The following is a 19,924-nucleotide window of genomic DNA, read 5'->3' as shown; positions in this document are numbered from 1 at the left end:
CTACATGCACCCGAGGGTGACCGGGGTGCCCGGCGGCACCTGCGTGTTCTCCGGCGGGTTCTGGAACCGGGTGATGCCGTTCGGGTTGAACTGGATCGCCACCGGGAAGCCCTGGCTCTCCAGCAGCTGCTTGGCCTGCTGGCAGGGCAGATCGATGACCCGGGGCACGGCGACCAGCGGCGGGCCCTTGCTCAGCTCCAGCTTGACCTTGGCTCCCCGCTCCACCCCGGTGCCGTCCGCCGGGCTCTGCCCGAGGATCTCGTCGCGGGGCTTGTCGGAGTCCTTGTAGGTGGGCGGCTCCACCAGCTCCAGGCCCAGCTGGGCGAGGATCGTGCGCGCCTCGCCCAGGCTCTTGCCGACCAGGTTGGGCACCGAGATCGGAGCCCTGCCCTTGCTCAGGATGACGGTGACCTTGTCGCCCGGCTTCACCTCGGTGCCGACCTTCGGGTTGGTGTCGATCACCACGCCCGTGGGCAGGTTGTCGTCGTAGCGGGCGGTGCCCTTCGCCACCACGAGCTTGGCGTCGAGCAGGTCGGCCTCGGCGAGCTCGAACTCCTTGCCCACCACGTCGGGCACCGGGAACCGCTCCGGGCCCAGCGAGAGGGTCAGCGTGACGGTGCCGCCCTTGACGATCCGGGTGGCCGAGACCGGGTCCTGCGCCAGGACGGCGTCCTTCGGGACCTTCTCGTCGTGGCGCGGTTCGGCGTAGCTCAGGACGATCCCGGCGCGGGCGGCCTGCGCCTCCGCCTCGGCCTTGGTCATCGCCAGCAGCTGCGGCGCCTCCGTGTAGCGCCCGGCCGCGAACCACCAGCCGCCGACGGCGGCCACCAGGAGCAGCACCACCGCCGCGGCGATGACCGCCGTGCGGCCGCGCGGGTCGCCCATGACCCGGGTGCGCAGCGTGGACAGCCGCGACCACAGGCTCTCGCCCTCCTCGGGCTCGGCCCGGCGACGGCCCGTCCGGGGGCCGCCGCCCTCGGGCAGCCGGGCCCAGGCGGGTCGTTCGGCCGGCCGGACCGCCGCGACCATCATGGTCGGCCCGGCCACCGGCTCGTCGGACACCCGGCGCAGCACGGCGGTACGCGTGTTCGCGTCGCCCAGGTCGTCGCGGACCGCCTGCACCTCGGCCAGCAGCGCGCCGGCGTCCGTCGGCCGGGCGCCCGGATCACGCCGGGTCGCCCGGGCGACCAGTTCGTCGAGCGCCTTGGGCAGGCCGGGCACCAGGGTCGACGGCGCCGGGACGTCCTTGTCGACGTGCTGCCAGGCGACGTCGACCGGGCGGTCCCCGTCGTAGGGCACCCGGCCCGTGAGCATCTCGAACAGCACGATGCCGGCCGAGTAGACGTCGGTGCGGGGGTCGGCGTGCCCGTCGGTGACCAGCTCCGGGGCCACGTACGCGACCGTGGCCATCAGCTGGTTGCCGTCCTCCTCGGCGCTCGCCTCGACCGCCCGGGCCAGCCCGAAGTCGGCGACCTTGACCACGCTGTCGATCAGGTTGGCCGCGCCGCCGGTGGGAGCCTCGGCGACCAGCACGTTCTCCGGCTTCACGTCGCGGTGCACCAGCCCCGCCCGGTGCGCGGCGGCGATCGCGGCGAGCATCTGCTCGGCGATGGCCAGCGCCTCGTCGGGGTTGAGCCGGCGTCGCTCGGCGAGCACGTCGCGCAGGGTGCGACCGCGGACGTACTCCATCACGAGGTAGGGCAGGCCGGAGTGGGTGCCCTGGTCGTAGACCGCGACGACGTTGGGGTGGGTCAGCCGGGCGATGGTCTTCGCCTCGTCGGTGAACCGCTCCACGAAGCCCGCTGCCCGGGATTGCGCGTCCGGGGCCTGGGACGGGTGAATGATCTTGACCGCCACGGTGCGCTCGAGGCGCTCGTCGGTGGCGGTGTACACGGTCGCCATGCCGCCACGGGCCACGCGACCGCGGATGCGGTAGCGCCCGTCGATCAGCGAGCCCAGCAACGTGTCGGCGACCTGTGTGTCCATCGGCAGGGAGTCTATGTGTCCAGGAGGTGAAGGTTGAACAGGATGCTACAGATGGGGTGCGACCACGACTGGCTCGCCGCGCTCGCTTCCCCTAGCCGCCCTGCTCAGCCGGCTCGTCGGGGTGCCGTTCGCCCCGGCCGGACGGGACGTGGCAGGGTGGTCCGGTGACCGACTCAGTACCCGCCGACCGGGCCGTGCCCGGCCCCGAATCCGCCGCCGGCCCCACCGACGCCGCCGACTGGCTGACCCTGCCGGACGTGGCCGAGCGCCTCGACGTGTCGATCAGCAAGGTCCACCAGATGATCCGCGACCGGGAGCTGATCGCGGTACGCCGCGACGGCGTCCGCCGGATGCCGGCCGACCTGGTGGCCAACAAGACGGTGCTCAAGCACCTGCCCGGCGTGCTCAACCTGCTGGCCGACGCGGGCTACGACGACGAGGCCGCGCTGCGCTGGCTCTACGAGCCGGACGACACCCTGCCCGGTGCCACCCCCGCGAAGGCGCTCGCCGGCGACCAGGCCCGCGAGGTGAAGCGCCGGGCCCAGGCCCTGGGCTTCTGACCCGTCCTCGTCCCCGCCCCCGCCCGTTCCCGCGCGGGGGTGGGGACGAGGACGCGCGGGGGGCCGGTCAGTCGGCGCGGCGGGTGGCGGCGATGGCCAGGTCGACCAGGGCCTGCCGCGCCTCGGTGTCCAGGTCGACGGCGGCCAGCGCGGCCAGCGCGGTGTCGGTCAGCACGCCGATCCGCTGCTCCGTACGCGCCAGCGCCCCACTGCCGTCGATCAGCTCGCGCAGCCGGGCGATCCCGGCCGCGTCCAGCCCCGGATCGCCGAGCCCGCCGAGCAGCACGTCCCGACCCGCCCCGTCGGTCGTCTCCAGGGCTGCCGCCACCAGGTACGTCCGCTTGCCCTCGCGCAGGTCGTCGCCGGCCGGCTTGCCGGTCTGGGCGGGGTCGCCGAACACCCCCAGCACGTCGTCGCGGAGCTGGAACGCCTCGCCCAGCGGCAGCCCGTACGCGGAGTACGCCGCCCGGACCTCCGCCGTCGCGTCGGCCAGCGCCGCACCGACCAGCAGCGGCCGTTCGACGGTGTACTTCGCCGACTTGTAGCGGGCCACCTTGCCGGCCCGCTCCACCGACGTGTCCCCGGTGACCTGGGTCAGCACGTCGAGGTACTGCCCGACGGTGACCTCGGTGCGCATGGCGTCGAAGACCGGCCGGGCCCGGGCCACCGTGCGCGGGTCCAGCCCGGCGGAGTGCAGCAGCTCGTCCGACCAGACCAGGGCCAGGTCGCCCAGCAGGATCGCCGCGGCGTCGCCGAAGCCGTCCGCGTCGCCGCCCCAGCCGGCCGTCCGGTGCCGGGCGGCGAACCGCCGGTGCACGGCCGGCTCACCGCGCCGGGTGTCGGAGCGGTCCATGAGGTCGTCGTGGATCAACGCGCTGGCCTGCACGAACTCCAACGAGGCCAGGGCGGTGACCACCTGGTCGGTGTCCACCCCGCCGGCTCCCCGGAACCCCCAGTAGGCGAACGCCGGCCGCAGCCGCTTGCCCCCGCCGAGGACGAACGCCTCGATCGTCTCGGCGAGCGGAGCCAGGGCGTCGTCGACCCCGGCCATCCAGGCGCGCTGGCTGGCGAGGAACTCGGTCAGGGCCTTGTCGATCCGTTGACGCAGCCCGGCGCGGTCGACGGGGGAGACAGGAGCAGCGTGGGTCACGCCCCGACGCTATCCGGTCGGCGTGGAGCCCGTCGCGCCACCGGGGGGCCGACGCGCCGTACGTCCCGCCGGAGCCCGCCCGCCGGCCGGCCCGGGTGGCGGCCCCGGACGCGGCAGGTACGGGGCCGCCGACGCGGCGAGCGCCCGGTACCGCCGTACGGCCGGCTCGTCGCCGTGCCCGGCCAGCCGCCGGCGCACGTCGGCCAGCTGGCCCAGCGCGCGGGGCGACCCGGCGCGGACCGCGTCGAGCAGCGCCTCGCCGGCCACCGCGCAGGCCCGCTCCACCTCGCCGAGTTGCAGGTAGCCCCGGGCCAGCCAGGCGCCGTAGATCGCCGAGGTGCGCGGGCCGCGCCGCCGGACGGCGTGCAGCGGCGCCTCGGCCGCGCGCGGGCGGCCCAGCGCGACCAGCGTGCGCCCGGCCATCGCGGCCAGCTCCGTCCCGTCGAGCCAGTAGAGCCACGGCGGCTCCCGGCCCGCCTCCGGCGCGTCGGTCATCCGCCGGGCCGCGTCGAGCGCCTGCCGGGCCGCTCCCGCCCGGCCGCCCAGCGCCGTGGCCAGGGCCACCCGGTGCAGCAGCAGGGCCCGCAGTCCGGGGCCGGCCGACCGGCGCGCCCCGGCGTACGCGGTGCTGGCCAGCACCAGCGCGCCCTCCGGGTCGCCGACGCCGCTGAGCAGGTGGCTGGCCGAGCCGAGCACGTGCCCGGCGAGGGCCGGGTCGCCGGCCGTCGCGGCGGCGCGCAACGCCAGCCGGTAGGCGTGCAGCGCGCCGGCGGCGTCCCCGGCGTCGGCGGCGAGCCAGCCGGCGAGCTGGGCGGACTCGGCCAGTTCGAGCAGCAGCCGAGGGCGCGCGGCGGGGCCGCACCCGGACAGCGCCCGCACCGCGCGCGCCAACCGGTGTGCCCCGAACCCGGCCAGGTCGGCGCCGCCGACGAGGTCGTCGAGCCGGCGCAGCTCCGCCAGCCGCACCGGCCCTACCCGCCCGCCGGCCGCCGCCCCGGAATCCGGCAGCCCCCGCCCGGCCGGGCGGCCGGCGTCGTCGCCCGCGCCGGCCGACCGCGCGGGCGGGCCGGGCAGCAGCGCGGCGCGTGGATCGGCCAGCCAGCGCTGGGCCAGGGCCAGCAGCGCCGCCCGGGGCCGGGACCCGCCGAAGGCCGGTGGGGGAGCGAGGCGGCGGGTGCGGGCCGTTGCGGCGGTCAGCAGGTCCACCGGCACCGCGAGGACGACGGCGAGCCAACCCAGCCAGAACTCGCCGGGGACGCGCTGCTGCCGCTCCCACCGGGAGACCTCGTGCCGGCTGAGGGTCGGCACACCGGAGGCGGCGCAGAGCTCGGCCGCGACCCGCAGCTGGCTCCACCCCCGGGCCAGCCGGAGCTGGGCGAGCAGGGGCCCGAGCAACTGCGGGCCGGGCGGCGGGGGCGACGTCATCGGTCCTCCGGGCGGGTGTCGGCGCGGCGGCGGCGCAGGTCCCGGAACGGAACCGGTGCGCCACCGGTGGATGCTGACCCCCGCGCGTGCCCCCGGGGCCCGGCTCCGGCCGGTCCCACCCCGCGCAGTCACATGACTACTCCGTGGGTACGACGCTTTCCGGCCCCGCCGCCCGTACGCCGCCGATCCCCGCGCCCGGCCGAGCCCGGCCCGGTGTCCACCAGTGTGGGAAGGTGTCGGTACGCGGGGCCCGGCCCGCTAGAGTCGTGACGTGGCGCTCGGTCTTCCATCGGTCCTCCCCAATCCGCAGCCGGCGATCGGGGAGCTGATCCGTGACCGGCAGCCGACCTTCTCCTTCGAGTTCTTCCCGCCCAAGACCGAGCAGGGCGAGCGGCTGCTGTGGCAGGCGATCCGCGAGCTGGAGTCGCTGCGCCCGTCGTTCGTCTCGATCACCTACGGCGCGGGCGGGTCGACCCGCGACACCACCGTGGCCGTCACCGAGCGGATCGCCACCGAGACCACCCTGCTGCCGATGGCCCACCTGACCGCGGTCAACCACTCCGTGGCCGAGCTGCGCCACGTCATCGGTCGGCTCGCCGGGGTCGGCGTGCGCAACGTGCTCGCCGTGCGGGGAGACCCGCCGGGCGACCCGGGCGGCGACTGGGTGTGCCACCCCGAGGGCGTGCTGCACGCCGAGGACCTGGTCCGCCTGGTGCGCGACGCCGGCGACTTCAGCGTCGGGGTGGCGGCGTTTCCCTACAAGCACCCGCGCTCGCCCGACGTGGCCAGCGACACGGAGCACTTCGTGCGCAAGTGCCGGGCCGGCGCCGACTTCGCGATCACGCAGATGTTCTTCGACGCCGACGACTACCTGCGGCTGCGCGACCGGGTCGCCGCCGCCGGCTGCGACACCCCGATCCTGGCCGGCGTGATGCCGGTGACCCAGATCGGCACCATCGAGCGCTCGGTGCAGCTCTCCGGGGCGCCGTTCCCGCCGGCCCTGGCCGAGCGGTTCGCGAAGGTCGCCGACGACCCGGAGGCGGTCCGCCGCCTCGGTGTCGAGCAGGCCAGCGAGATGTGCCGGCGGCTGCTCGACGAGGGCGTGCCCGGAATCCACTTCATCACCCTCAACCGCTCCACCGCCACCCGCGAGGTCTGGCAGAACCTCCAGGTGGGCGCGCGGGTGTGACCCCGCTGCCGCGACACCTGAGCGACGGTGCGACGGTTGTTCCGTGGTGGGCACACAGCTGAACTGGGACGAGTACGCCACGGCCTGGGCACGGCTGCACGGGGGCTTCGACCCCCGGGCGGCGGCCCCGGTCGTCCGCGCCTGGCTGCGGTTCGCCTACCACGTGGGATTCGTGCTGGGCCGGCTGCGGGTCGGTCCCACCCCGGTCACCGTGGTGGGCGTGCTGCTCTGCGCCTGCGTCCCGCTGTTCGCCGTACGGCCGCAGGACGGTCCCTTCCTCGCGTCGCTGTTCGTGCTGCTCGCCGCCGTGGCGGACAGCGTCGACGGGGCGGTGGCGGTGGCCACGAACCGCACCTCCCGGCTCGGCTACGTCTACGACTCGCTGGCCGACCGGCTCGGTGAGGTCGCCTGGCTGGCCGCGTTCTGGCTGATCGGCGCGCCGGGGGCGCTCGTCGTGACCGCCGGCGCGCTCTCCTGGTTGCACGAGTACGTCCGCTCCCGGGCGGTCGCCGCCGGGATGCGGGAGCTCGGCGCGGTGACCGTGGGGGAGCGCCCCACGCGGGTCTCGGTGGCCCTGGTCGGGCTGCTGCTGGCCGGGCTGACCGGGCTGATCGAGCCGGACCTGGCCGCCGGCACGATCACCATGGCGACCGCCGTCTGGGTGCTGCTGGCCGGCTTCGGTCTCGGTCAGCTGCTCTCCGCCGTCCGCCGCGCCCTGATCGACGCCGGCTGACCGCACCGGCCCGCGCCGATCCGTCCGGGGCGGTGGGGAGGCCGTCGGCGTCGACGCGGCGCGTAGCTACCAGGCGGGGCCGATCTCGTCGGCGACGATCTGGGCGGAGAGCGTCACCATCGGCAGGCCGCCGCCCGGGTGGCTGGAGCCGCCGACCAGCCACAGCCCGTGCGCCGGGCCCCGGTTGGCGGGGCGCAGCAGGCCGCCGGCGGTGCCGTAGATCGACCCGCCGGGCGCGCCGGTCGCGTCGTCCAGGTCGGCCGGGGTGCGGACCTCCCGGAACGCCAGCCGGTCCCGCACGTCGACGCCGCGCTCGGCCAGCACGTCGAGGACCCGGTCGGCGTACGCCTCGGCGAGGCCGGGCCGGCGCCAGTCGACGGCCCCGGCGGCGGTGCCGTGCCGGGGGGCGTTGACCAGCACGAACCAGGCCTCGTGGCCGGCCGGCCGGACCACCGGGTCGTCGGCCACGGTGACGAAGACGGTGGGATCGGCCGCCGGTCGGGCCCGCACGCCGCGCCCCGGGCGGCCGAACACGGCGTCGAACTCGGCGTCGTAGTCGCGGGGGAAGAACACGTTGTGGTGGGCGAGCCCGGAGTCCCCGGTCACGCCGAGCAGCAGCACGAAGCCGGCCAGGCTGCGGTCGGTCAGCCCGGTCAGCCGACGCGGGCTGGGCAGCAGGTCCCGGTAGAGGGTGAGCGCGTCGACGTTGGCCACCACCACGTCGGCGGGGACCGGGGCGGCGACCCCGCGCAGGCGTACGCCGTGCACCCGGCCGCCCGCGGCGTCGATGCGGGTGACCGTGGCGCCGGTCCGTACGACCACGCCGAGGTCCAGGCAGCGGGTCAGCAGCGCGTCGGCGAGCGTGCCCAGCCCGCCGCGCAGGTACCAGCCGCCGAAGGTCAGCTCGGCGTAGGGGACGGCGACCAGCGCGGCCGGCGCCCGGCGCGGGTCGGCGCCCGTGTAGGTGGCGTAGCGGTCCAGCAGCATCCGCAGCCGGGGGTCGGACAGGTGCCGTCGACCCAGCCCGCGCAGCGTGCGGCCCGGCCCGATGGCGGCCAGGTCGCCCAGCCGCCAGGCCAGCGCGGCCAGGTCCAGCGGGGAGTCGATCGGGCGACGCAGGATGTCGCGGTGCGACGCCTGCCACACCCGCGCCGCCCGGCGCCACAGCCGCTGCCAGTCCGCGGCGGCCCGGTCGCCGAACGCCGCGCCGATGCGGGCCACGAACTCGGCCGGGTCGGCGCACGAGTCGAGGGCGGGGCCGCGGCCGGGGAAGACGTGCCGCACGATCGGGTCCACCGGCTTCAGGTCCAGGTACTCGTCGAGCTTCGCGCCGGTCGCCTCGAACAGGTCGTGGAAGACGTCGGGCAGGGTGAGCAGGCTCGGCCCGGTGTCGAAGTGGAACGGGCCCGCCGGGGTGTCGTGGACGTACCGGCCGAGCTTGCCGCCGACGGTCTCCGCGCGTTCGAGCACGGTGACCTGGTGTCCGGTGGCGGCCAGCCGGGCGGCGGTGGCCAACCCTCCCACGCCGGCGCCGACGACCACGATCCGCGCCATGCCGCGCCTCCCTAGGTGACGGGGCGGCCGCGCCAGGACAGGCGACGCCGCTTCCGCAGATGGTACGACCGCAGGGTCAGCCAACCGAGGACCACGACCGACACGGGGTGTGCCAGCGCGTCGGGCCACCACCGGCCGCCCGTCGCCCGGGCGCTGACCGCCCGCCCGGCCACCCCCAGCAGGTAGGCGGCGCAGGCCGCGGCGGCCACCGCCGGCGCGCCGGCGGCCAGGGCGACGACCGCCAGCAGCGGGGGAGCGGTGTAGAGCAGGAGCAGCAGGGCCACCACGGCGGCGGCGGCCACCGGGTTGCCGAAGGTCGCCCAGAGCGACTTCGAGTAGCCGTCGCGCAGCTGCGGCCAGTCCTCGTACATCCGGCAGGCGGCCAGCCGCGAGCCGTCGGCGAGGGCGATCCGGCCGCCGGCCCGCTTGACCGCGCGGGCCAGCTCGACGTCCTCCAGGACCTTCCCGGCCACCACGGCGTGCCCACCGGCCGCGTCGTAGCCGGCCCGGTCCACCACCAGGAACTGCCCGCCGGCGGCGGCCAGCGACGGCCGCCGCGAGCGCTCCATCGCCCGCAGCGGCAGGAAGGTCAGCCACAGCCACTGCAACAGCGGCTGGACCAGCCGGTCGGCCGCCGTCGCCACCAGGATCCGGGGGTACGGCGACAGCAGCGTCACCCGCGCGGCACGCAACTCGGTGACGGCCGCCGCGACCGCGTCCGGGGCGAGCACCACGTCGGCGTCGACGAAGACCAGCGCGGTCGCCGCGGGGTCGGCCCGGGTGGCCAGCTGCCAGCAGGCGTGCGGCTTGCCCAGCCAGCCCGGCGGCGGGGCGACCCCGTCGAGCAGGGTGACCCGGGGGTCGTCGCCGGCCACCGCGCGGACCACGTCCGCGGTGCCGTCGGTCGAGCCGTCGTCGAGCACCACCACGCGCAGCCGGGGCACGCCCCGCTGGGCGAGCAGCGCGCGCAGGCAGGGGGTGACCCGCGCGGCCTCGTCGCGCAGCGGCAGCAGCACCGCCACGGTCTCGGTGACCGGCGCCGGCCGCTCTGCCGGGCGGCGCAGCCAGCGGCCGGCGTTGACGAGGGTGTGCGCGGTCAGCGCGGCCACGCCGAGCAGCAGCGCGAGGACGGCGGTCATGCCGTCGCGTCGACGCCGGGGCGCTGCGGCTGGCGGGGCCGGTGCCGGTCGTCGCGGCGCGAGCGCAGCAGCGTGAGCGCCAGCGGCACGGCGGCCACCGACATGCCGGCCGCGCCCCACAGCGCCGACGCCGGCAGGTCGAGGAAGACCGCGTGGGCCAGCACGCTGGAGAAGTACGTCCACAGCCAGAGCGCGAACATCGGGGCGTCCCGCCCGTCGGTGGTGGCCACGGCGGGACCGGCCAGCGGGCGCAGCGCACTCATCATCAGCACGGCGAAGAGCAGCCAGCCCAGGTAGTTGCTCACCGGGATGCCGGGCAGCCCGGGCAGCGCGGGGGTGGCGTCCCGCCAGACCCAGTAGCCCTCGGCCACCATCTGCGGGTCGAGGAAGAGGTCCCAGGCGGCCAGCCCGACAGCGGCCAGCGCGATCCGCCGCACGGGGAACCAGCCTCCCGGCCGGCCACCGGCATCGCTGCCGACCGCCGACCCGATGCCGACCGCCGACCCGCTGCCGGTCGCGGGCCCGCTGCCGACAGCCGGCCCGCTGCCGGTGGTGCCGTTGGCGGCGCCGCCGGTCAGCCGGGTGGCCGCCAGCCAGGCCGGCCAGGCCATCCAGGTCCAGGCCAGCGGGATGATCAGCGGCACCCCGGCCAGCTTCGGCCCCAACTCGCCGGAATAGTCGTAGCTGCCGAACGGGAAGCCGGTGGCCACGCCGAGCGCCTCGATGGCGAACCCGCCGCCCGTGGCCACCGCGACCAGCGCCGCCGCCGTACGCGGGCCCCGGCTGAGCAGCGCGTGGCCGACCGAGAGCAGGTAGCCGAGCACGACGGTGGCGACGGTCAGCCGCGCCCGGGTCTGCCCGGCGGTCAGCGGGTAGCAGATCTGCGCCAGCACCAGCGCGGCCAGCAGCGCCCAGGACAGCCGACGGGTCACGGGGCGCCCCGGGCGGGCGCGGCGGGTGTCGGCGGCTCCAGCGGCAGGTCCCGGCCGAGTACGCCGAACGGGCGCTCGTCGCCGGGGAAGTGGAAGTCGCGCAGGACGTCGACGAAGCCGAACCGGCGGTACAGCCGCCAGGCCCGCGACCGCGCCTCGTCGGCCTCGGGGGTGGAGAGCAGCGTGGTCGTCCCCTCCGCCAGGCTGAGCAGGGCCCGCAGCTGCCGCGCGCCCAGGCCGTGCCCCTGCGCGGGCGGGCGGACGTGCAGCTCCACCACCTCGAAGCAGCGGGTCAGCCAGCGCTGCCGGGTCGGCGCGTCGAGGGCCCGCCATACCTGGTCGTGCCACCACTGCCCGGAGCCGCCCAGGTAGCCGTAGCCGAAGCCGGCCAGGTGCCCCTCGCTGGTGAGGCTGGCGACGGCGCGGAAGCCGGGCCGGCGTACGTGGGTGGCGATGTAGCCGCGCCGGGCCTCCAGCAGCTCCGGGCGGTATCCCATCGCCTCGCCGTAGACGGCCACCACGTCGTCCAGCCGTCGGACGAGATCGTCCGGCGTCCACCGCACCAACCTCATGCCCGTGCACCCTCCGCCGTTCCCGGATCGCCGTCCGCGACCCACCCCAGCACCGCCCGGTCACCCACCACGTCGCGCACCTCGAACCGCGCGAAGAGTTCCTCCGCGTACCACCCCTCGGTGGGGGTCCGCATGATCGCCGCGCGGTGCTCCGGGTGACGGTACGCGAACGCCACGAGGTCCGCCGGATCGCGCCACACGCTCACCGTGCCCTGCCAGCCCAGTGGGGCCTCGCCGACGCCGAAGCGGGCCAGCAGGCCGGGCGCGGCGTGCAGCGCGGCGGCCACCGGGGGGATCGCCCGCCAGAAGGTGGCCGCCCGCCGGGGCCGCAGCCGGGCCCGGGTCAGCGCCAGCACCGGGCCGGTGACCCGACCGCCGGGCGGCTCCCCGAACGGGCGGCGGCCCGACCACTCGCCCCGGCTGCTCAGCGGGCGCAGGTCGACCCGGACGCGCGCGTGGGCGATCCGCGCCCAGGCACGCCCCACCGGCGAGCCGTCGAAGCCGGCCGCGGCGGCGGGGGAGTCCCACACGGTCAGCGCCGCCCACCGGGTGAGGTCCGCGTCGCCCGGCCCGAAGCCGGTGCCGGTCCCGGTGCCGAGCAGCTTGCCGAACCGTACGCCGGGCAGCGCGCGCAGCCGGCGGGGGTCGAGCGCCATCCGGGTGAGCGCCCTGGGCAGCGCGGCGCGGGAGGTGCGCCACACGTGCAGCGTGACCAGCTCCGGGACGTCCGCCCCGCTGTCGCTCCGTCCGCTCACGCCGCCGCCTCACGGCGCTCGACGGCGGCGCGCGGTGCCACGCTGCTGTGCCTCATGGTCCGCTCCGCTCGCTCAGGCCACGGGGGTCGGCGTGCCGCCGGTGACCCGCAGCAGCTCCGGGTACGTGGTGGGGAAGACCGCCCGGGGCACGCCGCCGGCCGCCCAGATCTCGTCGTACGACCCCAGGGCGGTGTCGACCAGCGTGCGTAGCGGGTGCGGGTGACCGACGGGGGCGACCCCGCCGATCACCTGCCCGGTGTGCGCGCGGACGAACTCCGGGGTGGCCCGGCGCAGCCGGTCGACCCCGATGGACGCGGCCAGGGCGGCGGTGTCCACCCGGTGCGCGCCGGAGGTGAGCACCAGCAGCGGCGTGCCGTCCGCGTCGAAGACGAGCGAGTTGGCGATCTGGCCGACCCCGACGCCGAGCGACTCGGCGGCGGCCGCGGCGGTGTGCACCGCGTCGGGCAGCAGGCGGACGACGCTCGGCGCTCCGGACGCGTCCCGGGCGCCCGCGGCGTCGAGCACGTCCTGCACCGCCCGTACGTTCGGGTGTGGCTGCATACCGGCCATTCTTCCCGGTGCCCGCGTCGGCGGCTCAGCCGGCCGTGCCGTGGCCGGGGCACGCACCATGGCGACCCCGAGGACGGGACGGTCGTCGCCGGCGGAGGCCACCGCCGTGGTCCCCCGCGCGACGGCCACGGCGGCGTACGCCCGAGCCCGGCACCTGCCGCGACGTCGACCGACGGCCGCGCGTCACACGTTGCATTTTCGTCGGAGGGAGGGTGTACTGTCAGCAGCAGTTAGAACGAGTGTTCGATTGCCTCGAACGCTCGTTCCAACAGACCCGGGGCGGTGTTTCGCGGCGCGGCTCCGGGCGGTGCGGCTCCGCGGGCCGCACCTGGGTCCCGGGCAGTCGCGAGTCCGGGCCCGTCAGGCAGGAGCGTCGCCCGCCGCCCACGACCCCCGGGCGGCGGGCGACGAACCCGCCGGTAACGCCGGCCGGGTGTGGTGTGGGGAAGCGTCCACACCCGGCCGGCCACCCCTGGTGCGTCTTCCTCCGCACCACTCGACCCGGCGTCCCGCCGGCGGCCCAGGGCCGTCTCCGGGGCGGCGCCTCGGCCACGTGGAGGAGACAGTCCCATGCCGACCAACCCGGCTCAGGCACCGACGGTGCCGGCGCACGTGCTGCCGCACCGCACCCCCGCCCAGCTTCTCGCGGTGGCCCGGCGCGGGCTGGCCGAGGCCGCCCAGACCCGTCCCGACGGCCTGCGTTACGCGGCCGCCCACCTGGCCGCGCTCCGTGCCGCCGCGGCCGTGCTCGCCGCCCGGGCGCGTCCCGCCCCCGCCCGACGGCACCGGGTCACCAGCGTCTGGGTCCTGCTCTCCGGCGTCGCCCCCGAGCTCGACGAGTGGGCCCGCTTCTTCGCTCTCGGCGCCGGCAAGCGGGCCGCCGCCGAGGCCGGCATCCCACGGGTCGTGACCGTCCGGGAGGCCGACGACCTGCTGCGCTCCGCCGAGCAGTTCGTCACGGTCGTGGAGGACGCGCTCGGCGTGGCCCACCAACCGGCGCTCGACGGCCTCGCGGCCTGACCGGGCGTCCTGGGCCATCCGGCGGCGACCGGGTGCCCGGGTCCCGCCACACGCACGTCTGATCCGACAGCACGACGGGGGGTAGGTCCGATGGCGGGCCGGATGGTGGTCGGTTCCGCCGCACTGGCCGGTCTGGTGCGCCCGGCGAGCGCGCCGGACCCGGCAGGTGGTCACCGGGTGTTGCCGGTGGCGCCGGAGCTGACCGGGCTGCTGCCCAACCGGGGACTGCGGCGGGGCAGCACGATCGCGGTCGCCACCGGCCAACCCCGGCGCAGCGGCGGCACCTCGCTGGTCCTGGCGCTGCTCGCCGAGGCGTCCCGGGCCGGCTCGTGGTGCGCCGTGGTCGGGGTCCCCACGTTCGGGGCGGGCGCCGCCGCCGAGCTGGGCATCGCCCTGGACCGGCTCGCCCTGGTGCCCCACCCGGGCCCGGAGTGGGCCACCGTCATCGCCGCGCTGATCGACGGGGTGGACGTCGTGGTCACCGCCGTGCCGACGGCGGTCTCCGCCTCGGTCGCCAACCGGCTGGCCGCCCGGGCCCGGCAGCGCGGCAGCGTCCTCGTCCCCTACGGGCGGTGGGACGGCGCGGACGTGACCCTCCAGGTGGTCCGGGGCGCCTGGGAGGGGCTCGGGCAGGGGCGGGGCCGGCTGCGCCGCCGCGAGGTCACCGTCTCCGCGCGGGGGCGCGGAGCCGCCGCCCGTCCGAAGGAGATCAAGGTCTGGCTGCCCGGGGACGGGCTCACCCGGGTCATTCCCCGCTCCGCTCCCCCCGCCGGCGTCTCCGCCACCGGCCGGTCGAGCGCCGGCCGGCTGCGCCCGGTCGGCCCAGCCGCCGCCACACCCACCGGTCCGTCCCGTCGTGCCGCGCTCACCCTGGTCGCGCCGTCGTGACCGCGCCCACCCCGGTGGCGCGCGCCCACCCTGGTCGCGCCGTCGTGACCGCACACCCCGGCCGGTGTCTCGTGACCACCGCGCCCACCCCGGCCGGTGTCCGGTGACCGCCGCGCCCGCGCGGACCCTGCTGCTCTGGTGCCCGGACTGGCCGGTGCTCGCCGCGGAGATCGTCGACGGGGTGCCGGCCACCGACCCGGTCGCCGTACTGCACGCCAATCGCGTGGTCGTCTGCTCCGAGCGGGCCCGCGCCGAGGGGGTGCGCCGGGGGCTGCGCAGACGGGAGGCCCAGGGCCGCTGCCCGCAGCTCACCGCCGTCGAGTACGACCCCGGGCGCGACGCCCGGGCGTTCGAACCGGTGGTCGCCGCCGTCGAGGAACTGGTCGCCGGCGTCGAGGTGGTGCGCCCCGGCGCGTGCGCGGTGGCCGCCCGGGGACCGAGCCGCTACCTCGGGGGCGAGGAGGCCGCCGCCGAGCGGATCGTCGAGCACGTCGCCCAGTCCTGCGCGGTGGAGAGTCAGGTCGGCATCGCCGACGGGGTCTTCGCCGCCGGGCTGGCCGCCCGCGACGGACGGGTCGTTCCGCCCGGCGGGACACCGGGGTTCCTCGCCGACCTGCCGGTCGAGGCGCTCGGCCGCCCGGCCCTGGCCGACCTGCTGCGCCGGCTCGGCGTACGCACCCTGGGCGACTTCGCCGCGCTGCCCGCCGGCGACGTGCTGGCCCGGTTCGGCTTCGACGGCGCGCTGGCCCACCGGCTGGCGAGCGGGCGCGACCACCGTCCGCTCGCCGTCCGGCGACCCCCCGTCGACCTCGCGGTCACCGCCGACCACGACGAGCCGCTCGACCGGGTCGACGCGGCGGCCTTCGCCGCCCGGGCGTTGGCCGAACGGCTGCACGACCGGCTCGCCGCGCACGGGCTGGCCTGCACCCGGCTCGGCATCGAGGCGGTCACCGCGCACGGCCAGGAACTGCACCGGGTCTGGCGGCACGACGGGCTGCTCACCGCCGGGGCCATCGCCGACCGGGTGCGCTGGCAGCTCGACGGCTGGCTGTCCGGCAGCACCGGCCGGGCCGGCACCCGAGCGACCCGCCCGACGGCGGGCATCATCCGGCTGCGGCTGGTCCCGGACGGAGTGCTCGCGCAGGCCGGCCTGCAACCCGGCCTGTGGGGGGAGACCGGCGAGGAGCGGGAGCGGGCACACCGGGCGTTGAGCCGGGTGCAGGGCATCCTCGGCCCCGAGGCGGTCGTCACCGCGGTGCTCGGTGGCGGGCGTTCCCCGGCCGACCAGGTGCGCCTGGTGCCGTGGGGCGACGAACGCCTGCCGGCGCGTCCCGTCCCGCCGCCCTGGCCGGGCCGGCTGCCGCCGCCCGCGCCGGCCGTGGTGCTGCCCGATCCGCTCGCGGCGGTCGTGCACGACGCCGCCGGCACACCGGTCGAGGTCAGCGCGCGGCTCCAGGTCAGCGCCGACCCGGCCCGGCTGGCCGTGGGCGCCGCCCGGCCGGTCGAGATCGTCGGGTGGGCCGGCCCGTGGCCGGTCGACGAGCGCTGGTGGGTGCCGGCCGAGGCCCGCCGCCGGGCCCGGTTCCAGGTCTGCCTGGCCGACGGTACGGCCCTGCTGCTCGCCGTCGAGGCCGGCCGGTGGCTGGTGGAGGCGATCTATGACTGAGCGCCCGCCCACGGTCACCGGTCGGCGACCACCCCGCACCCGCCGACCCGGCCGCTCCGGCACCCTGCCGACGTGGCGGTCCGGTCGAGGCGGTGTGCCGCCGGCACGACGGTCGGGTGGGACCGCCGACCACCGACCGCCGGATCTTGGTGAGATCCGGCCCCTCCAGGGGCCGAAATCGTCCAAGATCTCTCCGGTCGTCCGCACGGAGGGGCTCCGGTGAGCTTCCACAACCCGAAGCTGCCCTGGTCGGAGCTGGAACGCCTGCTCTCCGGCCGGGAACCCGGCACCGGACGGTCAACCCCGAACCGGTCGGGTGTGGGCCCGGGTGGATCGGGCGCGGACCGGTCGGGTGAAGGATCGTCGAGGGAGGGGCTGGCCGGCGGGGAGGGCGGCCGGGTGCGCGACGAGCGGCACCTGCACGTGGTCGACCCGCTGGCCGTGGACGCCGACGGTGGCGACTCTCCCGCCTGGAGCCGCAGGCGGGAGCACTACCGGCCGCCCGAGGTGGCCCGCCCCGACGACGCGGTGCCGTACGCCGAGCTGCACGCGCACACCAACTTCAGCTTCCTCGACGGCGCCAGCCACCCGGAGGAACTGGCCGAGGAGGCGGCCCGGCTGGGCCTCACCGCGCTCGCCGTCACCGACCACGACGGCTTCTACGGGGTGGTGCGCTTCGCCGAGGCGGCCCGCGCGCTGCACCTGCCGACCGTCTTCGGCGCCGAACTCTCCCTGGACCTGCCCGGCCCGCAGAACGGCGAGCCCGACCCGCTCGGTCGGCACCTGCTGCTGCTCGCCCACGGCCACGAGGGGTACGCCCGGCTGGCGTCGACCATCGCCCGTGCCCAGCTGCGCGGCGGGGAGAAGGGCCGCCCGGTCTACGGCGGGCTGGAGGAGGTCGCCGCCGAGCTGCGCGACCACGTGCTGGTGCTGACCGGCTGCCGCAAGGGGCACGTGCCGGCGGTGCTGCTCACCGAGGGGGTGGACGCGGCGGCCCGCGAGCTGGGCCGGCTGACCGCCCTGTTCGGCGCGGAGACGGTGGCGGTCGAGCTGACCGACCACGGGCATCCGGTCGACGCCGACCGCAACGACGCGCTCGCCGAGCTGGCGGCGACGGCCGGGCTGCCCACGGTGGCCACCAACAACGTGCACTACGCCACCCCGGGCCGGCGTCGGCTGGCCACCACCGTCGCCGCCGTACGGGCCCGGCGCAGCCTGGACGAGATCGACGGCTGGCTGCCCGCCGCCGGCACCGCCCACCTGCGCGGCGGCGCCGAGATGGCGGCCCGGTTCGCCGCGTACCCCGGCGCGGTGGCACGGGCCGCCGAGTTCGGCGCCGAGCTCGCCTTCGACCTCCAGCTCGTCGCGCCGCGGCTGCCGGCGTACCCGGTGCCGCCCGGGCACACCGAGATGAGCTGGCTGCGCCACCTGACCCACGCCGGCGCCCGCGAGCGCTACGGCCCGCCCGAGGCGCACCCGAGGGCGTACGCGCAGCTCGAACACGAGCTGAACATGATCGAGGAGCTGGGCTTCCCCGGCTACTTCCTGGTGGTCTACGACATCGTCACGTTCTGCCGTGAGCAGGACATCTACTGCCAGGGGCGGGGCTCGGCGGCCAACTCGGCGGTCTGCTACGCGCTGCGGATCACCAACGTGGACGCCGTCCGGCACCGGCTGCTCTTCGAGCGCTTCCTCGCCCCGGAGCGCGACGGTCCGCCGGACATCGACGTCGACATCGAGTCCGACCGCCGCGAGGAGGTGATCCAGCACGTCTACGCCCGCTACGGCCGGGAGCACACCGCGCAGGTCGCCAACGTCATCTCCTACCGGCCCCGCTCGGCGGTGCGCGACGTGGCCAAGGCGTTCGGGTTCTCGCCCGGCCAGCAGGACGCCTGGAGCAAGCAGATCGACCGCTGGGGCTCCGTGGCGTCCGTCGACGTGGCGGACATCCCCGAGCAGGTGGTCGCGTACGCCAACGAGTTGCAGACGTTCCCCCGGCACCTGGGCATCCACTCCGGCGGCATGGTGATCTGCGACCGGCCGGTGATCGAGGTGTGCCCGGTGGAGTGGGGGCGGATGCCGGGCCGCAGCGTGCTCCAGTGGGACAAGGACGACTGCGCCGCCGTCGGCCTGGTCAAGTTCGACCTGCTCGGGCTCGGCATGCTCTCCGCGCTGCACTACGGCTACGACATGATCGGCATGAGCCTGGACCTCGGCGACATGACGCTGGACGACCCCGAGGTCTACGACATGCTCTGCCGGGCCGACTCGGTGGGGGTGTTCCAGGTGGAGAGCCGTGCCCAGATGGCCACCCTGCCCCGGCTGAAGCCCCGCGAGTTCTACGACCTGGTGGTCGAGGTGGCGCTGATCCGGCCCGGCCCGATCCAGGGCGGCTCGGTGCACCCGTACATCCGGCGCAAGAACGGCCAGGAGGCGGTGACCTACCCGCACCCGCTGATGCGCAACGCGCTGGAGAAGACCCTCGGCGTGCCGCTGTTCCAGGAGCAGCTCATGCAGCTCGCCATCGACCTGGCCGGCTTCGACGCGGCGGGGGCCGACCAGCTGCGCCGGGCGATGGGCGCGAAGCGTTCCGCCGAGCGGATGGCCCGCGTCGCCGACCGGCTCTACGCGGGCATGGCCGAGCGGGGCATCACCGGCGAGCTGGCCGACGACGTCTACCGCAAGCTCTCCGCGTTCGCCAGCTACGGCTTCCCGGAGAGCCACGCGATGAGCTTCGCCTACCTGGTCTACGCCAGCTCCTGGCTCAAGCGCTACCACCCGGGGCCCTTCCTGGCCGCGCTGCTCAACGCCCAGCCGATGGGCTTCTACTCGCCGCAGACCCTCGTCGACGACGCCCGCCGGCACGGGGTGGAGGTGCGCCGGCCGGACATCAACGCCAGCGGCGCCCTGGCGGTGCTGGAGTCCACCCCGCAGACCCGGTGGGGCAGCGCGCCGGGGGAGCCGCCGCACGCCTGGGGGCTGAACGGGCCCGCCGTCCGGCTCGGGCTCTCCGGCGTGCGTACCCTCGGCGACGGGGTGGCCGAGCGGATCGAGGCGGAACGGACGGCGCGCGGGCCGTACCGCGACATGCCGGACCTGGCCCGGCGGGCCGGGCTGTCCGCCGCGCAGCTGGAGGCGCTGGCCACCGCGGATGCCTTCGCCTGTTTCGGGCTGTCCCGGCGGGAGGCCCTCTGGGGCGCCGGCGCGGCGGCCCAGGACCGGCCGGGCCGGCTGCCGGGCACGGTGACCGGCGCGACCGCGCCGACCCTGCCCGGGATGGAGGCGGTGGAGCGGCTGGTCGCCGACGTCTGGGCGACCGGGCTGTCGCCGGAGAGCCACCCGGTGAGCTTCATCCGGCCCCGGCTCGACGCCCTCGGCGCGGTGCCGATCGCCCGGCTCGGTCGGGTGGAGCCGGGTCGGCGCATCCGGGTCGGCGGGATCGTCACCCACCGGCAGCGGCCGGCGACCGCCGGCGGGGTCACCTTCCTCAACCTGGAGGACGAGACGGGGATGCTCAACGTCACCTGCTCCCCGGGCCTGTGGCAGCGCTACCGGCGGGTGGCCCGCACGAGCACCGCGCTGGTGGTGCGGGGGCGGCTGCAACGGCACGAGGGAGTGATCAACCTCACCGCCGACCGGCTGGACGCGATCGAGCCCCCGGTCAGTCCGGCCTCGCGCGACTTCCGCTGACGGCAGTGATCCACATTACGGTTTTCCGCGCCCGATGGAGGGACACTCCAGCTCGCGCGGGCAGAGTGGCCCGCGTGAGCACGAGGGGGACGAAC

At 76.7% G+C, this 19,924-nt stretch carries 16 protein-coding genes; 7 read left to right on the top strand and 9 right to left on the bottom strand.

Going from position 1 to position 19,924, the window contains the following annotated elements:
* A complete protein-coding gene (gene pknB / locus AC5L34_RS13965; RefSeq protein ID WP_494825203.1) occupies nucleotides 1-1,986 on the bottom strand; it encodes a Stk1 family PASTA domain-containing Ser/Thr kinase in 1,986 nt (661 codons plus the stop codon).
* A 164-nt stretch (nucleotides 1,987-2,150) separates the two neighbouring features.
* On the opposite strand from pknB, the gene AC5L34_RS13960 reads away from it, so the two are divergent.
* Nucleotides 2,151-2,546 (top strand): Rv2175c family DNA-binding protein, encoded by a 396-nt coding sequence (locus AC5L34_RS13960; protein WP_441174865.1) that lies wholly within the window; start codon nucleotides 2,151-2,153, stop codon nucleotides 2,544-2,546.
* 67 nt (nucleotides 2,547-2,613) lie between these two features.
* On the opposite strand, the gene AC5L34_RS13955 is transcribed toward AC5L34_RS13960, so the two are convergent.
* The gene (locus AC5L34_RS13955) at nucleotides 2,614-3,696 is read right to left on the bottom strand and encodes a polyprenyl synthetase family protein (RefSeq protein ID WP_441174864.1); all 1,083 of its coding nucleotides are present in this window, start codon (nucleotides 3,694-3,696) and stop codon (nucleotides 2,614-2,616) included.
* A 9-nt stretch (nucleotides 3,697-3,705) separates the two neighbouring features.
* Nucleotides 3,706-5,121, bottom strand: a complete 1,416-nt coding sequence (locus AC5L34_RS13950) for an NsdA family TPR-like regulatory protein (protein WP_494825201.1) — start codon at nucleotides 5,119-5,121, stop codon at nucleotides 3,706-3,708.
* A gap of 271 nt (nucleotides 5,122-5,392) precedes the next feature.
* Here AC5L34_RS13950 and metF point away from each other — a divergent pair, with 271 nt between their 5' ends.
* Nucleotides 5,393-6,310, top strand: a complete 918-nt coding sequence (gene metF / locus AC5L34_RS13945) for a methylenetetrahydrofolate reductase [NAD(P)H] (protein WP_363904987.1) — start codon at nucleotides 5,393-5,395, stop codon at nucleotides 6,308-6,310.
* Between the two features lie 43 nt (nucleotides 6,311-6,353).
* Complete coding sequence (locus AC5L34_RS13940; RefSeq protein WP_441174862.1) at nucleotides 6,354-7,043, top strand: CDP-alcohol phosphatidyltransferase family protein; 690 nt, start codon at nucleotides 6,354-6,356, stop codon at nucleotides 7,041-7,043.
* A gap of 66 nt (nucleotides 7,044-7,109) precedes the next feature.
* Here AC5L34_RS13940 and AC5L34_RS13935 read toward each other — a convergent pair whose 3' ends face one another.
* The 6 genes from AC5L34_RS13935 to AC5L34_RS13910 all read right to left on the bottom strand — a co-directional run bounded on the left by AC5L34_RS13935 (nucleotide 7,110) and on the right by AC5L34_RS13910 (nucleotide 12,556).
* Complete coding sequence (locus AC5L34_RS13935; protein WP_441174861.1) at nucleotides 7,110-8,597, bottom strand: phytoene desaturase family protein; 1,488 nt, start codon at nucleotides 8,595-8,597, stop codon at nucleotides 7,110-7,112.
* 11 nt (nucleotides 8,598-8,608) lie between these two features.
* Nucleotides 8,609-9,736, bottom strand: a complete 1,128-nt coding sequence (locus AC5L34_RS13930; protein WP_363622219.1) for a glycosyltransferase family 2 protein — start codon at nucleotides 9,734-9,736, stop codon at nucleotides 8,609-8,611.
* A complete protein-coding gene (locus AC5L34_RS13925) occupies nucleotides 9,733-10,668 on the bottom strand; it encodes a carotenoid biosynthesis protein (protein ID WP_441174860.1) in 936 nt (311 codons plus the stop codon). The genes AC5L34_RS13930 and AC5L34_RS13925 overlap by 4 nt, the downstream gene beginning before the upstream one ends.
* The gene (locus tag AC5L34_RS13920) at nucleotides 10,665-11,240 is read right to left on the bottom strand and encodes a GNAT family N-acetyltransferase (protein ID WP_441174859.1); all 576 of its coding nucleotides are present in this window, start codon (nucleotides 11,238-11,240) and stop codon (nucleotides 10,665-10,667) included. Before AC5L34_RS13920 ends, AC5L34_RS13925 begins: the two co-directional genes overlap by 4 nt.
* Nucleotides 11,237-11,995: a monooxygenase gene (locus tag AC5L34_RS13915; RefSeq protein ID WP_441174858.1), complete on the bottom strand. Its 759-nt coding sequence runs from the start codon at nucleotides 11,993-11,995 to the stop codon at nucleotides 11,237-11,239. The genes AC5L34_RS13920 and AC5L34_RS13915 overlap by 4 nt, the downstream gene beginning before the upstream one ends.
* Before the next feature lie 72 nt (nucleotides 11,996-12,067).
* Nucleotides 12,068-12,556, bottom strand: coding sequence for a YbaK/EbsC family protein (locus tag AC5L34_RS13910; RefSeq protein WP_441174857.1), 489 nt, complete (start codon nucleotides 12,554-12,556; stop codon nucleotides 12,068-12,070).
* A 579-nt stretch (nucleotides 12,557-13,135) separates the two neighbouring features.
* On the opposite strand from AC5L34_RS13910, the gene AC5L34_RS13905 reads away from it, so the two are divergent.
* The 4 genes from AC5L34_RS13905 to AC5L34_RS13890 all read left to right on the top strand — a co-directional run bounded on the left by AC5L34_RS13905 (nucleotide 13,136) and on the right by AC5L34_RS13890 (nucleotide 19,829).
* Nucleotides 13,136-13,585, top strand: a complete 450-nt coding sequence (locus AC5L34_RS13905; protein WP_441174856.1) for an SAV_6107 family HEPN domain-containing protein — start codon at nucleotides 13,136-13,138, stop codon at nucleotides 13,583-13,585.
* Between the two features lie 90 nt (nucleotides 13,586-13,675).
* Nucleotides 13,676-14,473, top strand: a complete 798-nt coding sequence (gene imuA', locus AC5L34_RS13900) for a DnaE2-dependent mutagenesis accessory factor ImuA' (protein WP_494825196.1) — start codon at nucleotides 13,676-13,678, stop codon at nucleotides 14,471-14,473.
* 103 nt (nucleotides 14,474-14,576) lie between these two features.
* The gene (locus tag AC5L34_RS13895; protein ID WP_441174854.1) at nucleotides 14,577-16,139 is read left to right on the top strand and encodes a DNA polymerase Y family protein; all 1,563 of its coding nucleotides are present in this window, start codon (nucleotides 14,577-14,579) and stop codon (nucleotides 16,137-16,139) included.
* Between the two features lie 219 nt (nucleotides 16,140-16,358).
* Entirely contained in the window at nucleotides 16,359-19,829 is a 3,471-nt protein-coding gene (locus AC5L34_RS13890) for an error-prone DNA polymerase (RefSeq protein WP_494825194.1), read from the top strand.
* The last annotated feature ends 95 nt before the right edge of the window (nucleotides 19,830-19,924 follow it).

It is taken from the genome of Micromonospora sp. ZG13 (assembly GCF_059359355.1).
The sequence above is the reverse complement of the archived record's forward strand: the minus strand, read 5'-3'. Positions and strand labels throughout refer to the sequence as shown.